Consider the following 20,674-nt stretch of genomic DNA (forward strand, 5'->3'; position numbering starts at 1 on the left):
TTTCTGAGGCGGATTGCGGGGCCGAAAGAATCAGAATCGCCGCAAACTGACGTTTTGCGTCACTCGGAATGTGACGGCTTCAACCATTTCGCCAGGCTGTCACCGAAAAGCGCCTGCCGATCCGCCTGGTAGCGCGCCAGGGTTTCCCGCAGTTCCGGATACCAGGGCTCGTCCAGCTCCGCTGGCAAGGCCTCGAGGCATGGCAATGGCCAGGGGCTGCGATTGAGCAGATGGTGCAGGCTGTAGCTGCCGAGGTCGCGACAGAGCACCCAGGCGGCAGTGGTAGAACCGGCGCGGCAGACCAGTTGCTCCCCCTCGAGGAAATCCAGCACCTCTTCCCATTCATCCTCCGGCAGCAGCCAGCCGGCGCGGTGCAGATGCACCAGGCGCGTCGGCAGGCCGTGGCGCTGGCGGTCGAAGAACACCCGCAGCACGCCCAGGATCACCAACAGCCGCGGCAGGGCGCGACGCCGCCAGAGACGGGTCGAGGACAGGTTGCAGACCAACTCTGCGCCGAACAGCACGATCAGCCACGACAGCCAGATCCACAGCAGGAACAGCGGCACTGTGGCGAAAGCGCCGTAAATCAGTTTGTAGCCGGGGAAGAAACTCACGTAGAAGCCGAACAGCGACTTGGCCGCCTCGAACAGGATCGAGGTGAAGACACCGCCAGCCAGTGCATGCAGGAACGGCACCCGCGCGTTGGGCACCGCCGCATAGATCAAGGTGAAGGCCGCCACGCTGGCCAGCAATGGCATGAACTTGAGCAGCATCGCCGCCCCCGGCAGCGCATGGGGGCCGGAGAGCAGCGACAGCGAAGTGATGTAGGTGGACACGGCAAAACCGGTGCCCAGCAGCAGCGGCCCGAGGCTGAGAATCGCCCAGTACAGCAGGAAGCGGGTCACGCCCCGGCGCGGCTGGCGCACGCGCCAGATGGCATTGAAGGCTTTCTCGATGGTTACCAGCATGGTGAAGGCGGTGACCGCCAGGAAAGCCACGCCCAGCCAGGTCAGGTGGCGCGCCTGTACGGTGAAGTTACGCAGATAGGCCTCGACCGCCTCGCCAGTGGACGGCACGAAGTTGCGGAACACGAACAGCTGGATGCGCTCGCCCATGCCTTCGAACGCCGGCACGGCCGAGAGCATGGCGAAGGTCACGGTCATCATCGGGACGACCGCGAACAGGGTGGTGTAGGTCAGGGCCGCAGCGCTGTTGGGCGCTTTGTCGGCGAGGAAGCGCTGGACCAGATAGCGGCCGAATTCGACCAGGCCCTGCAAGCGTTCGTGCATGAAATATCCTTTGGCTGCACTGAAAAAACCGTACTCCTGGATCGCGGCGAACGACAGCGGTTCAGTCCAGTCCGAGGAGGCGGTTAGAATAGCCGCCACTTCATCGGCCTTGCGAGTCCCGGCACATGAGCCAGATTTCAATTTTTCACAATCCGCGCTGCTCCAAATCCCGCGGCGCCCTCGAACTGCTCGAAGCGCGCGGCATCCAGCCGGAAATCATTCGCTACCTGGAAACCCCGCCCAGCAGCGCCGAACTCAAGGCACTGCTCGTCAAGCTGGGCATCAGCGCGCGCCAGTTGCTGCGCACCGGCGAGGACGAATACAAGGAACTGAACCTGGCCAACCCGGCGCTGGGCGACGACCAACTGATCGAGGCAATGGCCAGCCATCCCAAGCTGATCGAGCGGCCGATCCTCATCGTCGGCGACAAGGCGGTCATCGGCCGCCCGCCGGAGAAAGTGCTGGAGATCCTGCCTTGAGCGCTCCCTACATACTGGTCCTGTACTACAGCCGCCACGGCGCCACCGCCGAAATGGCGCGGCAGATCGCCCGTGGCGTCGAGCAGGGCGGCCTGGAAGCTCGCGTGCGCACGGTGCCGGCGGTTTCCACCGAGTGCGAAGCCGTCGCACCGGACATCCCACCGGAGGGCGCGCTCTATGCCACCCTGGATGACCTGAAGGACTGCTCGGGCCTCGTCCTCGGCAGCCCGACCCGCTTCGGCAACATGGCCGCACCGCTCAAGTACTTCCTCGACGGCACCAGCAGCCTGTGGCTGACCGGCGGCCTGGTGGGCAAGCCGGCGGCGGTGTTCACCTCGACCGCCAGCCTGCACGGCGGCCAGGAGACCACCCAGCTGTCGATGATGCTGCCGCTGCTGCACCACGGCATGCTCATCACCGGCATCCCCTACAGTGAGCCCGCCCTGCTGGAGACCCGCGGTGGCGGCACGCCCTACGGCGCCAGCCACTTCGCCACGGCCGACGGCAAGCGCAGCCTGGACGAACACGAAATCACCCTGTGCCGCGCGCTGGGCAAGCGCCTGGCCGAAGTCGCCCGCAAACTGGAGAGCTGAATGGCCCGCAAGAACAAACCGCTGCCGCCCATGGAATGGCTAGAACCCCGGCTGGCGGCCAGCCGCGCGGTCGCCCTCGGCAGCTTCATCGGGCTGATCCTGCTCATCGCCATCTGGGATGTGCTGTTCGCCGACGCCCACGGTGGCGCGCGCTGGGTACCGTGGGTCTTTCTGGGCTTCAAGCTGCTGCCGCTGCTGGTGGTCGCGCCGGGTATCCTGATTGGCAGCGCGCGCGGCCATGCCTGGGCGTGCTACGTGATCAACCTGTACTTCATCCTCGGCGTGCTCAACGCCTTCGATCCCAACCACGCCATCTTCGGCTGGGCGGAGATCATCCTCAGCGTGTCGCTGTTCTGCTCGGCACTGATGTACACGCGCTGGCGTTTCCAGTACGACCGCAAGCGGGCTGGCGAAGGTCGGGACCCGCAGCAGGAAGCGACGAACGCCTGATTGGGAAACCAGGAATCAAGGGGACTGCGGGCCTACCAGCCCATGGTTTCCTTGAGGAACGGAATGGTCAGCTTGCGCTGTGCCTGCAGCGAGGCCTTGTCCAACTCGTCCAGCAGGTCGAAGAGGAACTGCATGCTACGCGCACCGCGGGTGAGGATGAAGCGCCCCACTTCGTCGGTCAGGTGCAGGCCACGGCGCGAAGCGCGCAGCTGAAGGGCGCGCAGCTTCTCGTCGTCGGTCAGCGGGTGGAGCTGGAAGATCAGCGAGAGGGTCAGGCGGGATTTCAGGTCCGGTAGCTTGACCGGCAGCTCGCGCGGTGACACCGAGGCCGACAGCAGCAGCTTGCGGCCGGAGTCGCGCAGGCGGTTGAACAGGTGGAACAGCGCCTCTTCCCACTCACGCTTGCCAGCCAGCGCATCGATCTCGTCCAGGCAGACCAGCTCGCGCTGCTCGAGGTTGTCGAAGATCTCCGGCCCATAGGCTACGAGGTCCGCCATCGGCAGATAGACGGACGGCTCACCCAGTTGCTCGGAACGAATGCAGGCCGCTTGCAGCAGGTGGCTGCGGCCTACGCCCTCGGCACCCCAGAGATAGATCAGGCTTTCCGTCCACCCGGCCTCGGGCTCGCACAGACGCTCGACGTAGCCGAGCGCCGCGGCGTTGGCACCGGGGTAGTAGTTGGCGAACGTTGCGTCATCACGCAGGCGTACGCTTAGGGGAAGCTGCATAGGAGTCATGCGGGGCCGGGCGTTTGGTCAATCGCTTGGGGTGGGCCTTGATGACTGAAAGTTTATCCAAATCAGAAGGATAACGCAGCTACCACGTGCGACTCAGAGCCGCCGGCGCCTGGAAGCGGGACGTTGCCCGCACCCGGGCTGTTTGTTACCAGTGGAAGCGCAGGGTGTTCTGTGCCGGCACGGCCGCGTTCGGCACCGCTTGACCATTGGCGTCGACCACGGGCTGCGGGGGCTCGGCCGGGGCCTCCTGCAGGCGCGCCAGGGCCAGTTGCGCGCGCAGTTGCTCGGCGCTGGCGGTCACGCGGTAGACGAGCGTGTTCCCCTGGACCTCCACCAGCTTGGCACCCATCGGCTCCAGCAGGCGGGAGACTTCGGCGTAGCGCGCCAGATCGGCGCCCTCGATCTGCAGGACCTGAGCCGACGCCGTGCCGGCCGCCCCGACGAAACGCTGCGACAGGCGCTGGGATACGCCCAGCATCACCGCATCGGCCAGCGCGTCCGGCGTATCACCCTGGGCCTGGCCCTGTTCACGGCTGTCCCCCATCCACACGCGCCAGGTGGCGGTCCACTTGCCATCGGCTTCCTTGGCATCCACCGCCAGCAGGGCATCTGCGCCGTAGCGCTCGGACGCGGATTTCAACGCGTCGGGCTGGGCGGCGTTGAGGTTCTCGGCGGTGCCGATCTGCTGCTCGCTCAGATCAGCCATCGGCAGGCGCAGCGGCAGGCCGCGACGCTGGGCGGCGCGATTCAGCGGGGCGGAGGCTTCCTGGCTGTCGCCCACCAGGCTGCTGCCGTTGGCACTTTCGTTCAACCACCAGGCCAGCACGCTCGGGCGGCTGGCGCCCCAGACCGGCAGGCCGGCCTGGCGCAGGGCGTTGTCCGTAGCGGTCGGATCGAAGTCCACCACCAGCGCCATGGGCGGGCCGTTCTCGAAGCCGTACTGGCTGATCAGCTGCTGCGGGTCCTTGAAGTAACCGGCCAGCGCCGGGCTCTGCGCGGCACTGGGGTTGCCGGTCAGGCGCAGCACCAGGGTCTGCAGGGCACGGGTCAGGCCGGCATTGCGCTCGTCCGGCTGCTGGGAGGCGACCGGTTCGTGCACCTGGTACAGGTTGCCCAGCGTTTCAGCGAAGGATGGCAGGCTGAACAGCGACAGGCAGAGGATCAACAGGCGGGCGGTCAGGCGCATGGCGGGCTCTCGCGGCGAAAACGAAGATGCCAGCGTGCTATGAGCTGGCAATGAAGGCCTATACCTTAAACAGCCGTCCGGCCAGCGGCAACAGCGCGAGATGGCCGCTGCCGGGCAAGCCTGATAAAATCCCGCGCCTCCCGCGCAGGCCGGTAAGCGCAAACGGCGCGCCCGGCGGCAAGACGAATCATCCCTTCTATAGGCCTGGATTTATGAGCAACAAGCAACCCTCGTTGAGCTACAAGGACGCCGGTGTGGACATCGACGCCGGCGAAGCCCTGGTCGAACGCATCAAAGGCGTGGCCAAGCGCACCGCGCGTCCGGAAGTCATGGGCGGCCTGGGTGGCTTTGGCGCTCTGTGCGAAATCCCGGCCGGCTACAAGCAACCCGTTCTGGTCTCCGGCACCGATGGCGTGGGCACCAAGCTGCGCCTGGCGCTGAACCTGAACAAGCACGACAGCATCGGCCAGGACCTGGTCGCGATGTGCGTGAACGACCTGGTCGTGTGCGGCGCCGAGCCGCTGTTCTTCCTGGACTACTACGCCACCGGCAAGCTCAACGTCGACGTGGCCGCCACCGTAGTCACCGGCATCGGCGCCGGTTGCGAGCTGGCGGGTTGTTCCCTGGTCGGTGGCGAGACCGCAGAGATGCCGGGCATGTACGAAGGCGAAGACTACGACCTGGCCGGCTTCTGCGTCGGCGTCGTGGAAAAATCGGACATCATCGACGGCTCGAAAGTGGTCGCCGGCGACGCCCTGATCGCCCTGCCCTCCTCCGGCCCGCACTCCAACGGTTACTCGTTGATCCGCAAGATCATCGAAGTCTCCGGCGCCGACATCGAGTCCACCCAGCTGGATGGCAAGCCCCTGGCCGATCTGCTGATGGCCCCGACCCGTATCTATGTCAAGCCGCTGCTGCAGCTGATCAAACAGACCGGCGCGGTCAAGGCCATGGCCCACATCACCGGCGGCGGTCTGCTGGACAACATCCCGCGCGTGCTGCCGGACAACGCCCAGGCCGTGGTTGACGTAGCCAGCTGGCAGCGTCCGGCGGTCTTCGACTGGCTGCAGGAAAAAGGCAACGTCGACGAGACCGAGATGCACCGCGTGCTGAACTGCGGCGTGGGCATGGTCATCTGCGTTGCCCAGGACCAGGTCGAGGCATCTCTCAAGGCCCTGCGTGACGCCGGCGAGCAGCCGTGGGTCATCGGCCGCATCGACGCTTGCGCCGCCGACGCCGAGCGCGTGGTCCTGAACAACCTGAAAGGCCACTGATGTCCACACCTTGCAATGTCGTGGTGCTGATTTCCGGCTCCGGCAGCAACCTGCAAGCCCTGATCGACAGTCTCGCCGGCGCTGACACGCCGGCAGTGATCCGCGCGGTGATCTCCAACCGCGCGGATGCCTACGGCCTTGAGCGTGCGCGCAAGGCCGGCATCGAGACGCGCTTCCTCGACCACAAGTCCTACGCCGACCGCGAAAGCTTCGATGCCGCACTGGTCCAGGCCATCGACGGCTTCGATGCCGACCTGGTGCTGCTCGCCGGCTTCATGCGCATCCTGAGCGCGGACTTCGTGCGTCACTACCAGGGTCGCCTGCTGAACATCCATCCGTCCCTGCTGCCCAAATACAAGGGCCTGCACACCCACCAGCGTGCGCTGGAGGCCGGCGACGCCGAGCATGGCTGTAGCGTGCACTTCGTCACCGAGGAACTTGACGGCGGTCCTCTGGTCGTACAGGCGGCAATCCCGGTAGAGTCTGGCGACACGCCGGAAACGCTGGCGCAGCGCGTTCACGTGCAGGAACATGTGATCTATCCGCTGGCCATGCGCTGGTTCGCCGAAGGCCGAGTAAGGCTGAGTGAACATGGCGCCACGCTGGATGGGCAGCTTCTGCCCGCCTCCGGCCATTTGTACCGAACCTAGGAGATTCGCGATGCGTAGAGCCCTGCTGTTCCTGATGGCTGTACTGGCCCTGCCGGCCCAGGCTTTCGAGCTGAAGCCATTCGAGGCCAGCTATACCGCCGACTGGAAACAGATGCCGATCAGCGGGACCGCCTCCCGCAGCCTCAAGCAAGGCGACGGCGGCCGCTGGGAACTGGATTTCAAGGCCTCCATGCTGCTCGCCAGCCTGACTGAAAGCAGCACCTTCAAGGTCGAGAACGACACCTACCTGCCGCTGACCTATCGTTGGGCCCGCGAAGGCCTGGGCAAGAACAAGCAGACCGAGCTCGATTTCGATTGGGCGGAAAAGCAGGTGCTGGGCAGCGACCGTGGCGACCAGGTGCGCCAGCCGCTGAACAAGGGCCAGCTGGACAAGTCCACCTACCAGCTTGCGCTGCAGCATGACGTGGCCGTCGGCAAGAAGGCGATGAGCTACCAGGTGATCGAGGGTACCGATACCGATACCTACGACTTCCGCGTGCTGGGCGAGGAGAAGGTCCGCACCCAGGCCGGCCTGATCACCGCGATCAAGGTGGAGCGCGTGCGCGACCCCACCAAGAGCAACCGCAAGACCATCCTCTGGTTTGCCAAGGATTGGGACTTCATCCTTGTGCGCCTGTACCAGCAGGAGTCCGACGGCAAGGAATACCAGATCATGCTCAAGGAAGGCACCGTGGGCGGCAAGACCGTCCAGGGCGAGAAAGGCTGATCCTTCAGCGAAAAGAAAAGCCGGGCAATTGCCCGGCTTTTTCATGCCCGCGCCCCTGGCCGTACCTCTGTAGAAGCGAGCTTGCTCGCGAACCGCCCGATACCGCAGCGCCAGGTGAGGGTCGCGAGCAAGCTCGCTCCTACCCAAAGCAAAAAGCCGGGCAACGCCCGGCTTTTCCTTGCCTGGAGAACAAGGGCGGCGGATCAGCCTTCGCTCGACGGCTTGCGCTTGAAGCGGCGGGCAATCCAGCCGATGGCCAGGGCCGGGACGATCCACAGCTTCTTCAGCAGCACCAGCAGGGTCGCGAACAGCCCGACCTTGGCGGCGACCTTGCCGGCGATCAGCGCGCCCAGGCCATAAGCGGCAACCTTGTCGACGCTGGGGTTGAAGTCGACATAACGGTTGCCCGGGTTGAACTCGGTCATCGCCAGCACCTTGCCGACGTTCTTCTCGATCTCCGGCAGCTGCTCCATGCCGGCAACGAAGTTCAGCACCAGCACACCTTTGCGGCCCAGCGCACGGATGTTGTAGTTCAGCGTGTGCTCCTTGGCGTCGCCGAACTGCAGTTCCTTCGCCCAGTACAGCTTCTTTTCCGCCGCGTCATAGCGCGGCGGCGCGGCCCAGCCGATCAGCTGGATCGACTCGAAGCCCTGCTGCTCACGCTGCGGATTGGCTTCCTTGAGGTCGTCCTGCATGTCCTTGAGCATTTCCGCGTAGTCGATCTTTGCCGCGTCCTCGTCCGAGACGTAGCCGCTCTCCTCATACTGCACGGTCACGGCCCAGGACTCGGCATCGAACGGCGAGACGCCGGCCGGCATCAGCATGCCCAGCGGCGGATCGGAGGGTGGATTGCCCCAGGCTTCCAATACGCGCTCGGCATCCTTGCCGTCGAGGAAGACGAAGTTCTCCGGCAGATCGAAGGTCGCGAGGTTATCGCCGACCACCACCTTGCCTTTCTGGAAGTGCAGGCTGGCGACGAAGGTCTCGGGCGACATCTCCTCGTCCGACTCGGCGGCGGGAGCGGGAGCAGCGGCGGCTGCGGGGCTTTCGCTCTGGTTGTCGGTAGCGGGTGCGGCGAACGCCGGGGCGGCGATGGCCTGTGCGAGCAAGGCAGCCAGGAAGAGGGCTTTGCCATCCATAGGGTGAATCTCCTGAATCGTATCCATGACATCAGCGGCCAATTGCCATGCCGCCGGGCGCGAATTGTCGCATTCCCTGGCTAAACCTGTAACAGGAAATTTCATCTGCGCCTGCGCTGGCGCACAAAAAAAAGCCGGGCACCGGCCCGGCTTCATCGTGATTCCCCCGAACCTCAGGGTTGGCTGGCGATGGCCTTTTCGATGGCGGCCTGCAGCTCGGGGTCGTCCGGCTTGGTCAAGCTGGAAAACTCCGCCACCACCTTGCCCTGCCGGTCCACCACGTATTTGAAGAAGTTCCAACGTGGCACTTGGTCGGCCTGTTGGGCGAGGTCCTTGAACAGCGGGATCGCCTCGTCGCCGCTGACGTGCTGCACCGAGGTCATGTTGAAGGTCACGCCGTAGTTGCCGTAGCAGATCTTCGCGGTTTCGGCGGAATCGGCATCCTCCTGCTTGAAGTCATCGGAGGGTACGCCGAGCACTTCCAGGCCCTGTCCCTTGTACTTCTGGTAGACAGCCTCGAGGCCCTTGAACTGCGGAGTGAAGCCGCAATGGCTGGCGGTATTCACCACCAGCAAGGGCTTGCCGGCATAGAGCTCGCAAAGATCAAGCACATCCTTGGAGCGCAACTTGGGCAATTCACCCTGGGTCTTGAGCAGCGCCGGGCAGTCGGCGGCCTGCGCGGCCAGGGGCAACAACAGAGACAGGACGAGCAGAGATAGGCGCATGGCAGTGATCCTCAAGCTATCCCGCCACGCTACCTCGCGCGCCATGCATCAGCAACTGCCCATGCCCAGCTGCATCAACGCAAGACCGCCGCGCTGCCAGCCCCACCACGCAATACCCGCCACCGCCAGGCCAAGTCCCAGCGCCAGAGCGATCACCATTGGGCGCTTCACGCCGCCCCCAGCGCGGTACGCTCGACCGGGCGCTCGCGCACCGGCCAGTTGAGCAGACCGGCCAGCAGGCTGAGGAGGATGGAAACCTGCCAGACCAGGTCGTAGTTGCCGGTGTGGTCATACACGTAGCCGCCCAGCCAGCCGCCGAGGAAGGCGCCGATCTGGTGAAACAGGAAGGTGATGCCCCCGAGCATCGACAGGTTGCGCACGCCGAACAGGGTCGCGACTGTGCCGTTGGTGAGCGGCACGGTGGATAGCCACAGCAGGCCCATGGCGATGCCGAAGGCGTAAGCCGTCCAGACGCTCAGCGGCGCCCAGATGAAGGCGACGATCACCACCGCGCGCAACAGGTACAGGCCGGTGAGCAGCCTGGGCTTGCTCATCCGCCCGCCCAGCCAGCCGGCAATGTAGGTGCCAAAGACATTGAACAGACCTACCAGCGCCAGCACCGTGGTGCCGACGGTGGCGGGCAGGTGGCGGTCCACCAGGTAGGCCGGCAGGTGCACACCGATGAATACGACCTGGAAGCCACAGACGAAAAAGCCCAGGGACAGCAGCCAGAAGCCGGAATGCCCGGCCGCCTCGCGCAGCGCCTCGCCCAAGGTTTGCTCGTGGCCCTGCATCGGCAGGGGCTTGTCCTTCATCAGCACCGCCAGCGGCACGATGAAGGCCACCAGCAGACCCAGCGCCAGCAGCGCAGCGGACCAGCCCAGCCAGCCGATCAGTCCCAGGGTGCCCGGCAGCATGGCGAACTGGCCGAAGGAACCCGCTGCCGCCGAGATGCCCATGGCCATGCTGCGGCGCTCCAGCGGTACCGCACGCCCCACCGCACCGAGAATCACCGAGAACGAGGTGCCCGAAAGGCCAATGCCGATCAGCAGGCCGGCGCTCATGGACAGGCTGAAGGCCGAGTCGGAATAGCCCATCAGCACCAGCCCGACGGCATAGAGAATGCCGCCCACCAGTACGGTGCGCATCGCGCCGAAGCGGTCGGCGACGGCCCCGGTGAACGGCTGGGCGACACCCCAGATCAGGTTCTGCAGGGCGATGGCGAAGGCGAAGGTCTCACGCCCCCAGCCGAATTCGGCGCTCATCGGCGCAAGGAACAGGCCGAAGCCATGGCGGATGCCCAGGGACAGGGCGAGTATCAGGGCGCCGGATACCAGTATCCAGAACCCCGTGCGCGACAGCTTCGACATCGATTGCTCCTAAACGGGTATATACCCGCTTTTGTTCGTTCTTCCAAATGGCATGCAGGCCGCCGCTAGCTCTCCAGCGCGGCCAGTTCATCCAGCAAGGCTTCCAGCTGACGGCGCTTTTCATCGCCCAGATGCGACGCCACACCCAACTGCGCCGCGTCCCAGGCATCACGACCCCGCACGATGCGCTCGAGCCCGGCCGGGGTCAGGACCACGATCCGGTTGCGCTGATCTTCACCCTCTTCCAGCTTCACCAGGCCATCGGCCTCCAGCGGCTTGAGATTGCGCCCCAGCGTGCTGCGGTCCAGGCCCATGGCCTCGGCCAGCTCGGAGATGCTCGGCTGCTCCAGCCGCGACAGGTGCCGCAGCAGGGAAAACTGCGCAGTGGTCAACCCGACGCCTTTCAGGGCATCGTCATAGACGCGGGTCACGGCGCGGGCCGAGCGGCGCAGTTTGGTGCAGAGGCATTGGGTGGTCAGCATGGATGCATGTATATACCCGCATCTGCGAAGCGGTCAATGGCCGACGCGCCCCATTGTCCCATCTGCCAATGCGTGGCGTTGGCGCAGCCAAGGGCACCGCGCGGAGCCAGCCGTATAACTGCGGCCATCCAGCCCCGCGCTTTCGACGGGGCGCATCACGGTCCGAGGTCCCCGATGCCCGTCTACAAAGCTCCGCTGCGCGACACCCGCTTCCTGCTCAATGAAGTCTTCGACTTCCCTACCCACTACCAGAATCTGGTGAATGGCGGCGAAGCCACGCCGGACATGGTCGACGCCATCCTCGGCGAATGCGCCAGGCTTTGTGAGGAAGTGATCGCCCCGCTCTACCACAGCGGCGACGAGGAAGGCTGTCACCTGGAGAATGGCGAAGTGCGCACGCCCAAGGGTTTCAAGCAAGCCTACGACGCCTATGTCGCCGGTGGCTGGCAGGGCCTGTCGCATCCTGTGGAATACGGCGGCCAGGGTCTGCCGATGAGCCTGGGCGCGCTCAAGCAGGAGATGATGGGCACCGCCAACTGGCCGTTCTCGATGTACCCGGGCCTGTCGCTGGGCGCGATGAACACCGTGATGCAGCACGGTACCGAGGAGCAGAAACGCACCTACCTCACCCCGCTCACCGAAGGCCGCTGGGGCGGCACCATGTGCCTGACCGAGCCGCAATGCGGCACCGACCTGGGCCAGGTGAAGACCCGCGCGGAAACGAACGCCGATGGCAGCTATGCGATCACCGGCACCAAGATCTTCATCTCCTCCGGCGAGCACGACCTCACCGAGAACATCGTGCACATCGTCCTCGCCCGCCTGCCGGATGCACCGAAAGGCACGCGCGGTATTTCGCTGTTCATCGTGCCGAAATTCCTTCCAAGTGAAGCCGGCGCACTCGGCCCGCGCAACGGCGTGACCTGTGGCGCGCTGGAAAAGAAGATGGGCATCAAGGCGTCGGCCACCTGCGTGATGAACTTCGACGGCGCCACCGGCTACCTCATCGGCGAGCCGAACAAGGGCCTGGAGTGCATGTTCACCTTCATGAACAGCGCGCGCATCGGCACCGCCATCCAGGGCGTGGCCACCGCCGAGCTGGCCTACCAGGGCGCGCTGGCCTACGCCCGCGAGCGCCGCTCCATGCGCGCCCTCTCCGGCACCAAGGAACCGGGCGAGATCGCCGACAGCCTGATGCACCATGGCGACGTGCGCCGCATGCTGCTGACCCAGAAGGCCGTGGCCGAAGGCGGCCGCGCGCTGATCTACCTGGCCACCCAGTATGCCGACAAGATGATCCAGGGCCTGCTGACCCACTCCAACGCCGAGTACGACCGCTGGGACGACAAGCTCGGCTTCCTCACTCCTATCCTCAAGGGCTGCCTGACCGAACTGGGCCTGGAGAGCGCCAACCTGGGCATGCAGGTATTCGGCGGCCACGGCTACATCAAGGAACACGGCATGGAGCAGATCGTCCGCGACGCGCGGATCGCCACGCTCTACGAAGGCACCACCGGCATCCAGGCGCTGGACCTGCTCGGCCGCAAGGTGCTGCTGATGACCCAGGGCAAGGCCGTGCGCGACTTCACCCGGCAGGTGGCGAAGTTCGCCGTCGACCTGCTCAAGCAGGAGCCGGCCATGCGCGGCCGCGCGCTCACGCTGCTCAAGCTCTGCGCGCAGTGGAACCTGCTGACGCTGCGCATCGCCCTCACCGCCCGCAAGCAACGCGACCTGGTGAGCACCGCCAGCCACGATTACCTGATGTTCTCCGGCTACGCCGCGCTGGCGTATTCCTGGGCGCTGCAGGAAGCCGCCGCGCGCAAGCGCCTGCGCCAGGGCGGCAGCGAGTCGAGCGACTTCTACAAGGCGAAGATCGCCACCAGCGACTTCTACTTCGCTCGCCTGCTGCCACGCGCCAAGGGGCATGCGGCGGCGATGGCGAAGCCCGTGCGGTCGATCATGGGGTTGAAGACGGAGCATTTCGCGTTTGATTAACCTAGGCGCCAAGCCCTCGCTCGCACCTGCCTGACCTCCGGCGCGAGCTCCAGCCCTCTCCCCCGCCCTCTCCCTGAAGGGAGAGGGAGCCGCCCGTGCCGGCTGAAACGGCGGCATCAACCGGCACCATGCCGTCCCCTTTTCCTGAAGGGAGAGGGAGCCGCCCGTGCCGGCTGAAACGGCGGCATCAACCGGCACCACACAGTCCCCTCTCCCTGAACGGAGAGGGAGCTGCCCGTGTCGGCTGAAACCGCGGCATCAACCGGCACCGTGCCGTTCCCTTTTCCTGAAGGGAGAGGGAGCCGCCCGTGCCGGCTGAAATCGCGGCCTCAACCGGCACCGTGCCGTCTCCTTTTCCTGAAGGGAGAGGGAGCCGCCCGTGCCGGCTGAAACGGCGGCATCATCCGGCACCATACAGTCCCCTCTCCCTTCAGGGAGAGGGTTAGGGAGAGGGGCTCCCCAACCAGGAATTTCCGAAGAGGAGTTCAGAGCGCCAACGCCACCAGCACCGCGCACTCGATCATCTCCAGCATCGCCCCGGCGGTATCCCCGGTGGTGCCGCCCAGGCGGGCGATGAAGCGGCTGCGCAGCCAGACGAACAATGCCAACGCGACTGCCAGCGCCAGCAGGCCGGAAAGGCCCACCAGCACCATCAGCGCCGCGTTGGCCGCCAGCACCCACGGCATTGCGCCACGCGGGAGATGGTCGGCCAGCGCCTGGCCCAGACCGCCCTTGCGCGCATAGTCGGTGGTGAAGAACAGCAGCGGCAGCGCGCAGCGCCCCAGCCAGGGCGCCAGCAGCAGACCCCAGTGCTGGTGATTGCCCAGGACGGCGGTGATCGCCGCGAATTTGAGGAGCAGCAGCAGTACCAGCGCGACCACCGCCGCCGGGCCGCAGCGCGGGTCCTTCATGATCGCCAGGGTACGTTCGCGATCCCCCAGGCCGCCGATCCAGGCGTCCGCGGTATCGGCCAGGCCATCGAGGTGCAGCGCGCCGGTGAAGGCGACCCACACCAGCAGGATCAGCGCCGCTTGCAACAACAGATGTACGCCACCGAGCAACCCGCCCATGGTGAACAGCACCGCACCGATCAGCAGGCCCACCAGCGGGTAGTACAAGGTGGCGCGGCCAAACTGCTCCGGCGTCGGCATGTGCCCCAGGCGCACCGGCAGGCGGGTGAGGAACTGCAGTGCCACCAACGGCAGCAGCCAGTCGCTGAGTTGGACGGCGTGCGCATCCGCTCCGCTCTGCTCGGCGGGCTCGGCTGCCTCTTGCTCGCGGTCCGGGTGTGTCATCAGTTGCTTGCCTTGTGGATGCGCCAGCCGTCGCCGTCGCGGGTCACGTCCAGCGCCATGCATTCGCCATGGGCCACCACCACTTCCAGCAGGCGCTTTGCCGGCAGGCCACTGGCCAGCGCGCCGAGCAGGCGCATCACGCCACCGTGGGTGACCACCAGCACGGACGATCCGGCATGGGCCTGGTAGAGACGTTCCAGCGCTGCGAAGACACGGGACTCAAAGTCGCCCATGGCCTCGCCACCGGGTGGCGCAAAGGCGTAAGGATCGTTCCAGAAGCGCTCCAGCGCCACGGCGTCCGTCTCCATCAGCTTAGCTGGCGAAAGGCCTTCCCACTGCCCGAAATCCAGCTCCTGCAGGCCCGGTTCGAAGCCCAGCGGCAAGCCATGGCGCGCCGCCAACTCCTCGGCGAACGCCGCGCAGCGCTGCAACGGCGAGCTGACCAGCGCCGACCAGCGGCATTCATTGCCCAGTGCATCACGCATCTGCGCCCAGCCGGTTTCGGTCAGCGCATCGTCCAGCCGCCCGCGAAAGCCACCACCGAGCTCGGTCTCGCCGTGACGCAGCAACTCCAGGCGCAATGTCATGCCGGGCGGTCCGACACCGCTGCCTCGGCGAAGGTCGCCATACCACTGTGCAACCGGCACGCCTGGCGCAGCAACGGCACGGCCAGCGCTGCGCCGCTGCCCTCGCCCAGGCGCAGCCCAAGGTCCAGCAAGGGCTCGGCGTTCAGCGCAGCCAGCACACGGATGTGCCCCGGCTCGGCGCCTGCGTGGGCGAACAGCAGCCAGTCACGGCAGCCGGGGTTCAGGTGCGTGGCGCACAGCGCGGCAGTGGTGCAGATGAAACCGTCCACCAGCACCGGGATGCCCTTCTGCGCGCAGGCGAGATAGGCGCCCACCAGCGCGGCGATCTCGAACCCCCCGAGACGGCACAGCGCCTCGAAGGGCTCGTCGCAATGGGCGCGGTGCAGCGCCAGCGCGCGATCGATGACCTCGACCTTGCGTGCGACGCCCTGCGCATCCAATCCAGTGCCGGGGCCGACCAGCGCCTGCGCCGGCTCATCCAGCAGCGCACAGGCCAGCGCCGCCGCCGAGCTGGTATTGCCGATTCCCATCTCGCCGCCGATGAACAGCTCCGCGCCGGCCTGCTGGGCGCGTCGCACGGCTTCACGGCCGGCTTCCAGTGCGATCAGGCACTGCGCGGCGGTCATCGCCGGCTCCTGGGTGAAGTTCGCGGTGCCGGCGCCGACCATCACATGCAGCACACCCGTCAGCGGCTCAAGCGGCGTGGCGGTGCCCAGGTCGATCACCTCCAGGCGCGCATCGAGGTCGCGGGCCAGCACGCTGATGGCCGCACCGCCGCGCACGAAGTTGCGCAGCATCTCCACGGTCACCGCCTGCGGATAGGCCGACACGCCCTCGGCGACCACCCCGTGGTCACCGGCGAACAGGGCGATCCAGATGTGCTCCAGAGCCGGCCGCTCGCGCCCCTGCAGGCCGGCGAGGCGGATGGTTTCCTCTTCCAGCCGGCCCAGCGCGCCGCGCGGCTTGGTCAGCTGGTCCTGGCGCGCGGCGGCCTTGTCCTGCGCCACGCGGTCGATCGGCTGGGTCGATTGCAGCCACCATTGCAGACTCATAACGCTTCCCCCTTCAACACCATGGGCAGGCCGGCGACGGTGAACACCACGCGCTCGCTGACCTCGGCCAGGGACTGGTGCAGCCAGCCGGCCTCGTCGACATATCGGCGGCTGAGCTCGCCCATCGGCACCACGCCCAGCCCGGTTTCGTTGCTGACCAGAATGATTCGTCCGGGCAGTTGCGGCAGCGTTTCCAGCAGTGCGTCGATCTCGCCGCGCAGGCGCCAGCCATCTTCGTGGATCAGCAGGTTGGTGACCCACAGGGTCAGGCAGTCCACCAGCACGCACTGCTCTGGCGCCGCCAGGCGTTCCAGCACGTCGGCCAGGGCCAGCGGTTCTTCCACCAGGCCCCAGTGTTCGGGGCGGCGCTCGCGGTGCTGGAGGATGCGCGTGGACATCTCGCCGTCGCCGGCCTGGGCCGTGGCGACGTAGGTGACCTGCAGGCCACTTTCCCGCGCCAGGCGCTCGGCCAGGCGGCTCTTGCCCGAACGGGCACCGCCGAGGATCAGTTCAAGCATGGTGTCTCCCTGAAAATCGGGTCCTACAAAAAAGCCAGGTGCAGCAGGATGGAGGGGTCATGCACCCTGCAGCCCGCACAATGCTCTCAGTTTTTCGATATCCAGATGCGCCTCGACCTGATCGGCCAGGCGCTCGATGTCACGTTCGCGCAGGGCGTGGTAGTCGATGCTCTGCACCTCACCCAGCCCGGCCCAGCGCAGCAGTGCCGAACTGGATGCGGCGGACTCGAACAGCCCGTGCAGGTAGGTGCCCATCACCTGCCCGTCGGCACTCAACGCGCCGTCGCTGCGACCATCGCTCAGGCGCACGGCGGGGTTCGCCAGCGCCGGGCCTGTAGTGACGCCGGCATGAATCTCGTAACCACTCACCGGGGCGCGTTCCAGCGCCAACTGGCCGCTGACATTGCGCAGCTGCTTCTCGGGTTCCAGCACGGTAGTCAGATCCAGCAGGCCCAGACCGTCGCTCTCCCCCGCCGCGCCTTCCAGGCCATGCGGATCGGCCAGAGTCCGGCCGAGCATCTGCAAGCCGCCGCAGATTCCCAGCAGCTTGCCGCCGTAGCGCAGGTGTCGGCGGACTGCTTCCTCCCAGCCCTGGGCGCGGAGGAAGGCCAGGTCCGGCCGCACGCTCTTGGAGCCGGGCAGGATGATCAGGTCCGCCGGCGGGATCGGCTGGCCAGGGCCGACGAAGGTCAGCTCCACCTGCGGGTGCAGGCGCAGAGGATCGAAGTCGGTGTGGTTGCTGATGCGCGGCAGCACCGGCACCACCACGCGCAGGCGCTCGCCGGTCTTTGCGGCCTGGCGGGTGTCGATGGCGTCCTCGGCTTCCAGGTGGAAATCCATCAGGTACGGCAGCACGCCGAGCACTGGAACGCCGGTGCGTTCTTCCAGCCAGTCGAGGCCGTTCTGCAGCAATGCGATGTCGCCGCGGAAACGGTTGATGACGAAGCCCTTCACCCGCGCCCGCTCGCTCTCGCTGAGCAACTCCAGGGTGCCGACCAGGTGAGCGAATACGCCACCGCGGTCGATGTCGGCGATCAGGATGACCGGGCAGTCCACCGCCTCTGCAAAACCCATGTTGGCGATGTCGTTGGCGCGCAGGTTGATCTCCGCCGGCGATCCTGCGCCTTCCACCATCACCACCGGGTACTGCGCGCTCAGGCGCTGATGGGAGTCGAGCACCGCCTGCATCGCCACGCGCTTGTAGTCGTGGTAGGCCACGGCGTTCATGCTGGTCACCGCGCGGCCATGGATGATTACCTGGGCGCCGGTATCGCTGTTGGGTTTGAGCAGCACCGGGTTCATGTCGGTGTGCGGCGCCAGGTGGCAGGCCTGCGCCTGCACTGCCTGGGCGCGGCCGATCTCGCCTCCGTCAGCCGTCACCGCACTGTTGAGCGCCATGTTCTGCGGCTTGAACGGCGCCACGGCCACGCCCTGCCGGCGCAGCCAGCGGCACAGTGCGGTTACCAGCGTGCTCTTGCCCGCGTCGGATGTGGTGCCTTGAACCATCAGGGTCGCGCCAGGCGCGCGGGGCGATGTCACCGCAGGTTCTCCATCTGGTTGAAGGTGCGCAGGCCATGCTCCAGGCGCTCCCAGCCCTTCTCATCCGGGGGCAGGCCGAAGCGCAGGCTGGCCGGCGTCTCGAACAGACGCACGAGGACGCCCTGGCGCGCCAGGTGATCGCGCAGCGCGTGGGAGCGCATCGACACCACCCACTGGAACAGCGGCGTGCCGCCCTGCGGGGCGAAGCCGTGTGCCCCGAGCAGCCCGGCCAGATGCCGGCTGGCCTCATGCAGATCGCGCCGCCGCTGGATGTGTTCCTGGAACTCGCCCAGCACCGCCTGCGCAACCCAGCGCGTCGGGCCGCTCACCGACCAGGGGCCGAGCAGTTTCGCCAGGCTCTCCAGCAGGCGCGGTTCGGCGAAGGCGAAGCCCAGGCGAGCACCGGCCAGGCCAAAGAACTTGCCGAAGGAGCGCAGCACGATCAGCCCAGGACGGCTGGCACAACTGGGCGCCAGGCTGTGCTCGGGCGTGCAGTCCATGAAGGCTTCGTCCACCACCAGCCAGCCGCCGCGTTCCTGCAGGCGCGCATGCCACTCCAGCAGCACGCCGGCCTCGATGCGCCGGCCGGTGGGGTTGTTCGGGTTGACCACCACCAGCACGTCGAAGCGTTCCAGGTGATGGGGGACTTCCTGGTCGCTGACCTCGCGCAGGATGTGCCCGGCGGCACGCCAGGACTCGGCGTGCTCGGCGTAACAGGGCGAGACGACGCCGACCTTGCCCGGCCGGCGCAGCCGCGGCAGCAACTGGATCGCCGCCTGGCTGCCGGGCAGCGGCAGCAGCTTTTCGGCGCTGTAGTAGCGACGAGCGGCGGCCTCCAGGCCGTCGCCCTCTTCGGGCAGGCGCATCCATGAAGCCGCCGGCACGCTGGGCAAAGCCCAGGGCCAGGGCGAAATACCGGTGGACAGGTCCAGCCATTCGGCGAGGGGAATGCCGTACTGCTGCGCCGCTTTGCGCAACCGGCCGCCATGTTCGAGCATCAGAGCACTCCCAGGATGAGGATGACCGCCAGCCAGAGCAGCACGCCCTGGCGCACCAGGGCCAGCGCGCGCCAGATGTCCGTGGCGGTCGGCGCCGGGCCCTGCCCCAGCTGGGGGCGTTCGTGGAGTTCGCCGTGGTAGCGGGCGGAGCCGCCGAGCGACACGCCCAGCGCTCCCGCGCCGGCCGCCATCACCGGGCCGGCGTTGGGGCTGTCCCACTGCGGCGCCTGTGTGCGCCAGCAGCGCAGGGCGAGACGGGTCTGGCCGAGCAGCGCATAGGTAAACGCCACCAGGCGCGCCGGAATGTAATTGAGCGCATCGTCGATCTTCGCCGCGGCCCAGCCAAAGCGTTCGAAGCGGGCGTTGCGGTAGCCCCACATGGCGTCGAGGGTGTTGCTCAGGCGATAGAGCACCACGCCCGGCGCGCCGGCCACGGCGAACCAGAACAGCGCGGCATACACCGCATCGCTGCCGTTCTCCAGCACCGACTCGGTGGCGGCGCGGGCTACGGCAGTGTCGTCCAGCTCAGCGGTATCGCGGCTGACCATGTAGCCCACGCGCAGGCGCGCTTCGTTGAGGTCGCCACTACGCAGCGCCAGCACCACCGGATCGGCGTGCTCGCCCAGGCTGCGCAGACCCAGGGCGGCGTACAGCGCGAGCGCCTGGACGATCCAGCCGACGTAAGGCAGCAGGCTTAGCAACAGCGCGATGAGGGTCAGCGGAATAACCGCGATGATCCATGCAGTGACGCCATGGCTGCGCCAGCCGAGGCCAGGGGTGTCGCTTCCGGCATCGGCGCGGGAGCGATTGAACCTTCGCTCCAGCCGGTCCGCCAACCGCCCGAACGCCACCAGCGGATGCCAGCGCTTCGGCTCGCCCAGCAGGGCATCCAGCGCCACGCCGAGGACGCTCAGCAAGGCCAGGCTCATGCCTTCTCTCCCCAGCGGTTTTCGAACACCAGCTCGTCCAGCGAGCGCGGCTGGCGCCAGCCTTCCAGGGCCAGCATCGGCGCGGGATAGAACTCGCTGACCGGCCCCAAGCAGATCACCGCCACGGCCTCGGCGCCAGCTGGCAATCCGAGCAGCTCGCCCAGCGCGGCCGGATCAAACAGCGAGACCCAGCCCATCCCCAGACCTTCCGCGCGGGAAGCCAGCCAGAGGTTCTGGATGGCACAGGAGAGCGAGGCCAGGTCCATGTTCGGCAGCGTGCGACGGCCGAAGACATGCGCCTCGCGGCCCTCCATCAGCGCGGCCACCAGCACTTCGGCGCAGTCGAGCACACCCTCGACCTTCAGCCGCATGAACTCGTCGGAACGCTCGCCCAGCGCCTGGGCGGTGCGCACACGCTCTTCCTCCACCAGCGCATGGATCGATTCACGCAGCTCCCGCGAAGTGACGCGGATAAACCGCCACGGCTGCATCAGGCCGACGCTGGGCGCCTGGTGGGCCGCTTCAAGCAAGCGTGCGAGCAGGTCGGGCACCACCGTGCCGCCGCTGAAGTGGCGCATGTCGCGGCGCTCGGCGATGGCACGGTAGAGCGCGGCGCGCTCCTCAAGGCTGTAGGCGTGCTCGGTCATGGTCTGACGCTCT

The 20,674-nt window shown here is 66.8% G+C and carries 23 protein-coding genes; 7 read left to right on the forward strand and 16 right to left on the reverse strand.

The genetic code is table 11. From position 1 onward, the window contains the following. Positions 1–59: 59 nt before the first annotated feature. Positions 60–1,289 (reverse strand): YihY family inner membrane protein, encoded by a 1,230-nt coding sequence (locus C167_RS0130650; RefSeq protein ID WP_017522131.1) that lies wholly within the window; start codon positions 1,287–1,289, stop codon positions 60–62. 125 nt (positions 1,290–1,414) lie between these two features. Here C167_RS0130650 and arsC point away from each other — a divergent pair, with 125 nt between their 5' ends. From arsC to C167_RS0130665, 3 genes are read left to right on the forward strand one after another with little or no spacing between them, the layout of a single operon-like run. Beyond that, positions 1,415–1,768 (forward strand): arsenate reductase (glutaredoxin), encoded by a 354-nt coding sequence (gene arsC / locus C167_RS0130655; RefSeq protein ID WP_017522132.1) that lies wholly within the window; start codon positions 1,415–1,417, stop codon positions 1,766–1,768. Further along, positions 1,765–2,361, forward strand: a complete 597-nt coding sequence (gene wrbA / locus C167_RS0130660; protein WP_017522133.1) for an NAD(P)H:quinone oxidoreductase — start codon at positions 1,765–1,767, stop codon at positions 2,359–2,361. Before arsC ends, wrbA begins: the two co-directional genes overlap by 4 nt. Beyond that, positions 2,362–2,811, forward strand: a complete 450-nt coding sequence (locus C167_RS0130665) for a DUF2069 domain-containing protein (protein WP_017522134.1) — start codon at positions 2,362–2,364, stop codon at positions 2,809–2,811. A 32-nt stretch (positions 2,812–2,843) separates the two neighbouring features. On the opposite strand, the gene hda is transcribed toward C167_RS0130665, so the two are convergent. Both hda and C167_RS0130675 read right to left on the reverse strand, forming a co-directional pair. Next, complete coding sequence (hda, locus tag C167_RS0130670; protein ID WP_026079383.1) at positions 2,844–3,548, reverse strand: DnaA regulatory inactivator Hda; 705 nt, start codon at positions 3,546–3,548, stop codon at positions 2,844–2,846. A 145-nt stretch (positions 3,549–3,693) separates the two neighbouring features. Further along, positions 3,694–4,734, reverse strand: a complete 1,041-nt coding sequence (locus C167_RS0130675; RefSeq protein ID WP_017522136.1) for a DUF2066 domain-containing protein — start codon at positions 4,732–4,734, stop codon at positions 3,694–3,696. A gap of 212 nt (positions 4,735–4,946) precedes the next feature. On the opposite strand from C167_RS0130675, the gene purM reads away from it, so the two are divergent. Genes purM through C167_RS0130690 form a run of 3 tightly spaced genes read left to right on the forward strand, consistent with a single transcriptional unit; the run spans position 4,947 to position 7,385 of the window. Continuing rightward, positions 4,947–6,008, forward strand: coding sequence for a phosphoribosylformylglycinamidine cyclo-ligase (gene purM / locus C167_RS0130680; RefSeq protein ID WP_017522137.1), 1,062 nt, complete (start codon positions 4,947–4,949; stop codon positions 6,006–6,008). Then, entirely contained in the window at positions 6,008–6,658 is a 651-nt protein-coding gene (gene purN / locus C167_RS0130685) for a phosphoribosylglycinamide formyltransferase (RefSeq protein ID WP_017522138.1), read from the forward strand. Before purM ends, purN begins: the two co-directional genes overlap by 1 nt. Positions 6,659–6,668: 10 nt before the next feature. Beyond that, a complete protein-coding gene (locus C167_RS0130690) occupies positions 6,669–7,385 on the forward strand; it encodes a DUF3108 domain-containing protein (protein WP_017522139.1) in 717 nt (238 codons plus the stop codon). A gap of 203 nt (positions 7,386–7,588) precedes the next feature. Here the strand turns inward: C167_RS0130690 and C167_RS0130695 are convergent, their stop codons facing one another. The 5 genes from C167_RS0130695 to C167_RS0130715 form a co-directional block, all read right to left on the reverse strand. Next, complete coding sequence (locus tag C167_RS0130695; RefSeq protein ID WP_017522140.1) at positions 7,589–8,524, reverse strand: DUF2167 domain-containing protein; 936 nt, start codon at positions 8,522–8,524, stop codon at positions 7,589–7,591. A 173-nt stretch (positions 8,525–8,697) separates the two neighbouring features. Beyond that, positions 8,698–9,249, reverse strand: coding sequence for a glutathione peroxidase (locus tag C167_RS0130700; protein ID WP_017522141.1), 552 nt, complete (start codon positions 9,247–9,249; stop codon positions 8,698–8,700). Positions 9,250–9,297: 48 nt separating this feature from the next. Next, the gene (locus tag C167_RS35340) at positions 9,298–9,420 is read right to left on the reverse strand and encodes a hypothetical protein (protein ID WP_268744107.1); all 123 of its coding nucleotides are present in this window, start codon (positions 9,418–9,420) and stop codon (positions 9,298–9,300) included. After that, positions 9,417–10,610 carry an MFS transporter gene (locus C167_RS0130710; RefSeq protein WP_026079384.1) on the reverse strand — a complete coding sequence of 398 codons (1,194 nt, stop codon included), beginning with the start codon at positions 10,608–10,610 and terminating at the stop codon, positions 9,417–9,419. The genes C167_RS35340 and C167_RS0130710 overlap by 4 nt, the downstream gene beginning before the upstream one ends. A gap of 74 nt (positions 10,611–10,684) precedes the next feature. Beyond that, entirely contained in the window at positions 10,685–11,101 is a 417-nt protein-coding gene (locus C167_RS0130715) for a MarR family winged helix-turn-helix transcriptional regulator (RefSeq protein ID WP_017522144.1), read from the reverse strand. A 174-nt stretch (positions 11,102–11,275) separates the two neighbouring features. Here C167_RS0130715 and C167_RS0130720 point away from each other — a divergent pair, with 174 nt between their 5' ends. Further along, a complete protein-coding gene (locus tag C167_RS0130720; protein ID WP_017522145.1) occupies positions 11,276–13,096 on the forward strand; it encodes an acyl-CoA dehydrogenase C-terminal domain-containing protein in 1,821 nt (606 codons plus the stop codon). A gap of 485 nt (positions 13,097–13,581) precedes the next feature. On the opposite strand, the gene C167_RS0130725 is transcribed toward C167_RS0130720, so the two are convergent. The 8 genes from C167_RS0130725 to bluB form a co-directional block, all read right to left on the reverse strand. Further along, on the reverse strand, positions 13,582–14,304 hold the full coding sequence (locus tag C167_RS0130725) for an adenosylcobinamide-GDP ribazoletransferase (RefSeq protein WP_026079385.1): 723 nt from the start codon (positions 14,302–14,304) through the stop codon (positions 13,582–13,584). A gap of 86 nt (positions 14,305–14,390) precedes the next feature. Then, a complete protein-coding gene (gene cobC, locus C167_RS0130730) occupies positions 14,391–14,978 on the reverse strand; it encodes an alpha-ribazole phosphatase family protein (RefSeq protein ID WP_017522147.1) in 588 nt (195 codons plus the stop codon). Next, positions 14,975–16,030, reverse strand: a complete 1,056-nt coding sequence (gene cobT, locus C167_RS0130735; RefSeq protein ID WP_017522148.1) for a nicotinate-nucleotide--dimethylbenzimidazole phosphoribosyltransferase — start codon at positions 16,028–16,030, stop codon at positions 14,975–14,977. The genes cobC and cobT overlap by 4 nt, the downstream gene beginning before the upstream one ends. Next, a complete protein-coding gene (gene cobU / locus C167_RS0130740; RefSeq protein ID WP_017522149.1) occupies positions 16,027–16,548 on the reverse strand; it encodes a bifunctional adenosylcobinamide kinase/adenosylcobinamide-phosphate guanylyltransferase in 522 nt (173 codons plus the stop codon). The genes cobT and cobU overlap by 4 nt, the downstream gene beginning before the upstream one ends. Before the next feature lie 57 nt (positions 16,549–16,605). Continuing rightward, positions 16,606–18,054 carry a cobyric acid synthase gene (locus C167_RS0130745; RefSeq protein ID WP_037006426.1) on the reverse strand — a complete coding sequence of 483 codons (1,449 nt, stop codon included), beginning with the start codon at positions 18,052–18,054 and terminating at the stop codon, positions 16,606–16,608. Between the two features lie 29 nt (positions 18,055–18,083). Continuing rightward, complete coding sequence (cobD, locus tag C167_RS0130750; protein WP_017522151.1) at positions 18,084–19,085, reverse strand: threonine-phosphate decarboxylase CobD; 1,002 nt, start codon at positions 19,083–19,085, stop codon at positions 18,084–18,086. Further along, complete coding sequence (gene cbiB, locus C167_RS0130755; protein WP_017522152.1) at positions 19,085–20,014, reverse strand: adenosylcobinamide-phosphate synthase CbiB; 930 nt, start codon at positions 20,012–20,014, stop codon at positions 19,085–19,087. The genes cobD and cbiB overlap by 1 nt, the downstream gene beginning before the upstream one ends. Next, the gene (gene bluB / locus C167_RS0130760) at positions 20,011–20,661 is read right to left on the reverse strand and encodes a 5,6-dimethylbenzimidazole synthase (RefSeq protein WP_017522153.1); all 651 of its coding nucleotides are present in this window, start codon (positions 20,659–20,661) and stop codon (positions 20,011–20,013) included. The genes cbiB and bluB overlap by 4 nt, the downstream gene beginning before the upstream one ends. Between the last annotated feature and the right edge of the window lie 13 nt (positions 20,662–20,674).

Source organism: Pseudomonas nitroreducens TX1 (assembly GCF_000313755.1).
GTDB lineage: Bacteria > Pseudomonadota > Gammaproteobacteria > Pseudomonadales > Pseudomonadaceae > Pseudomonas > Pseudomonas nitroreducens_A.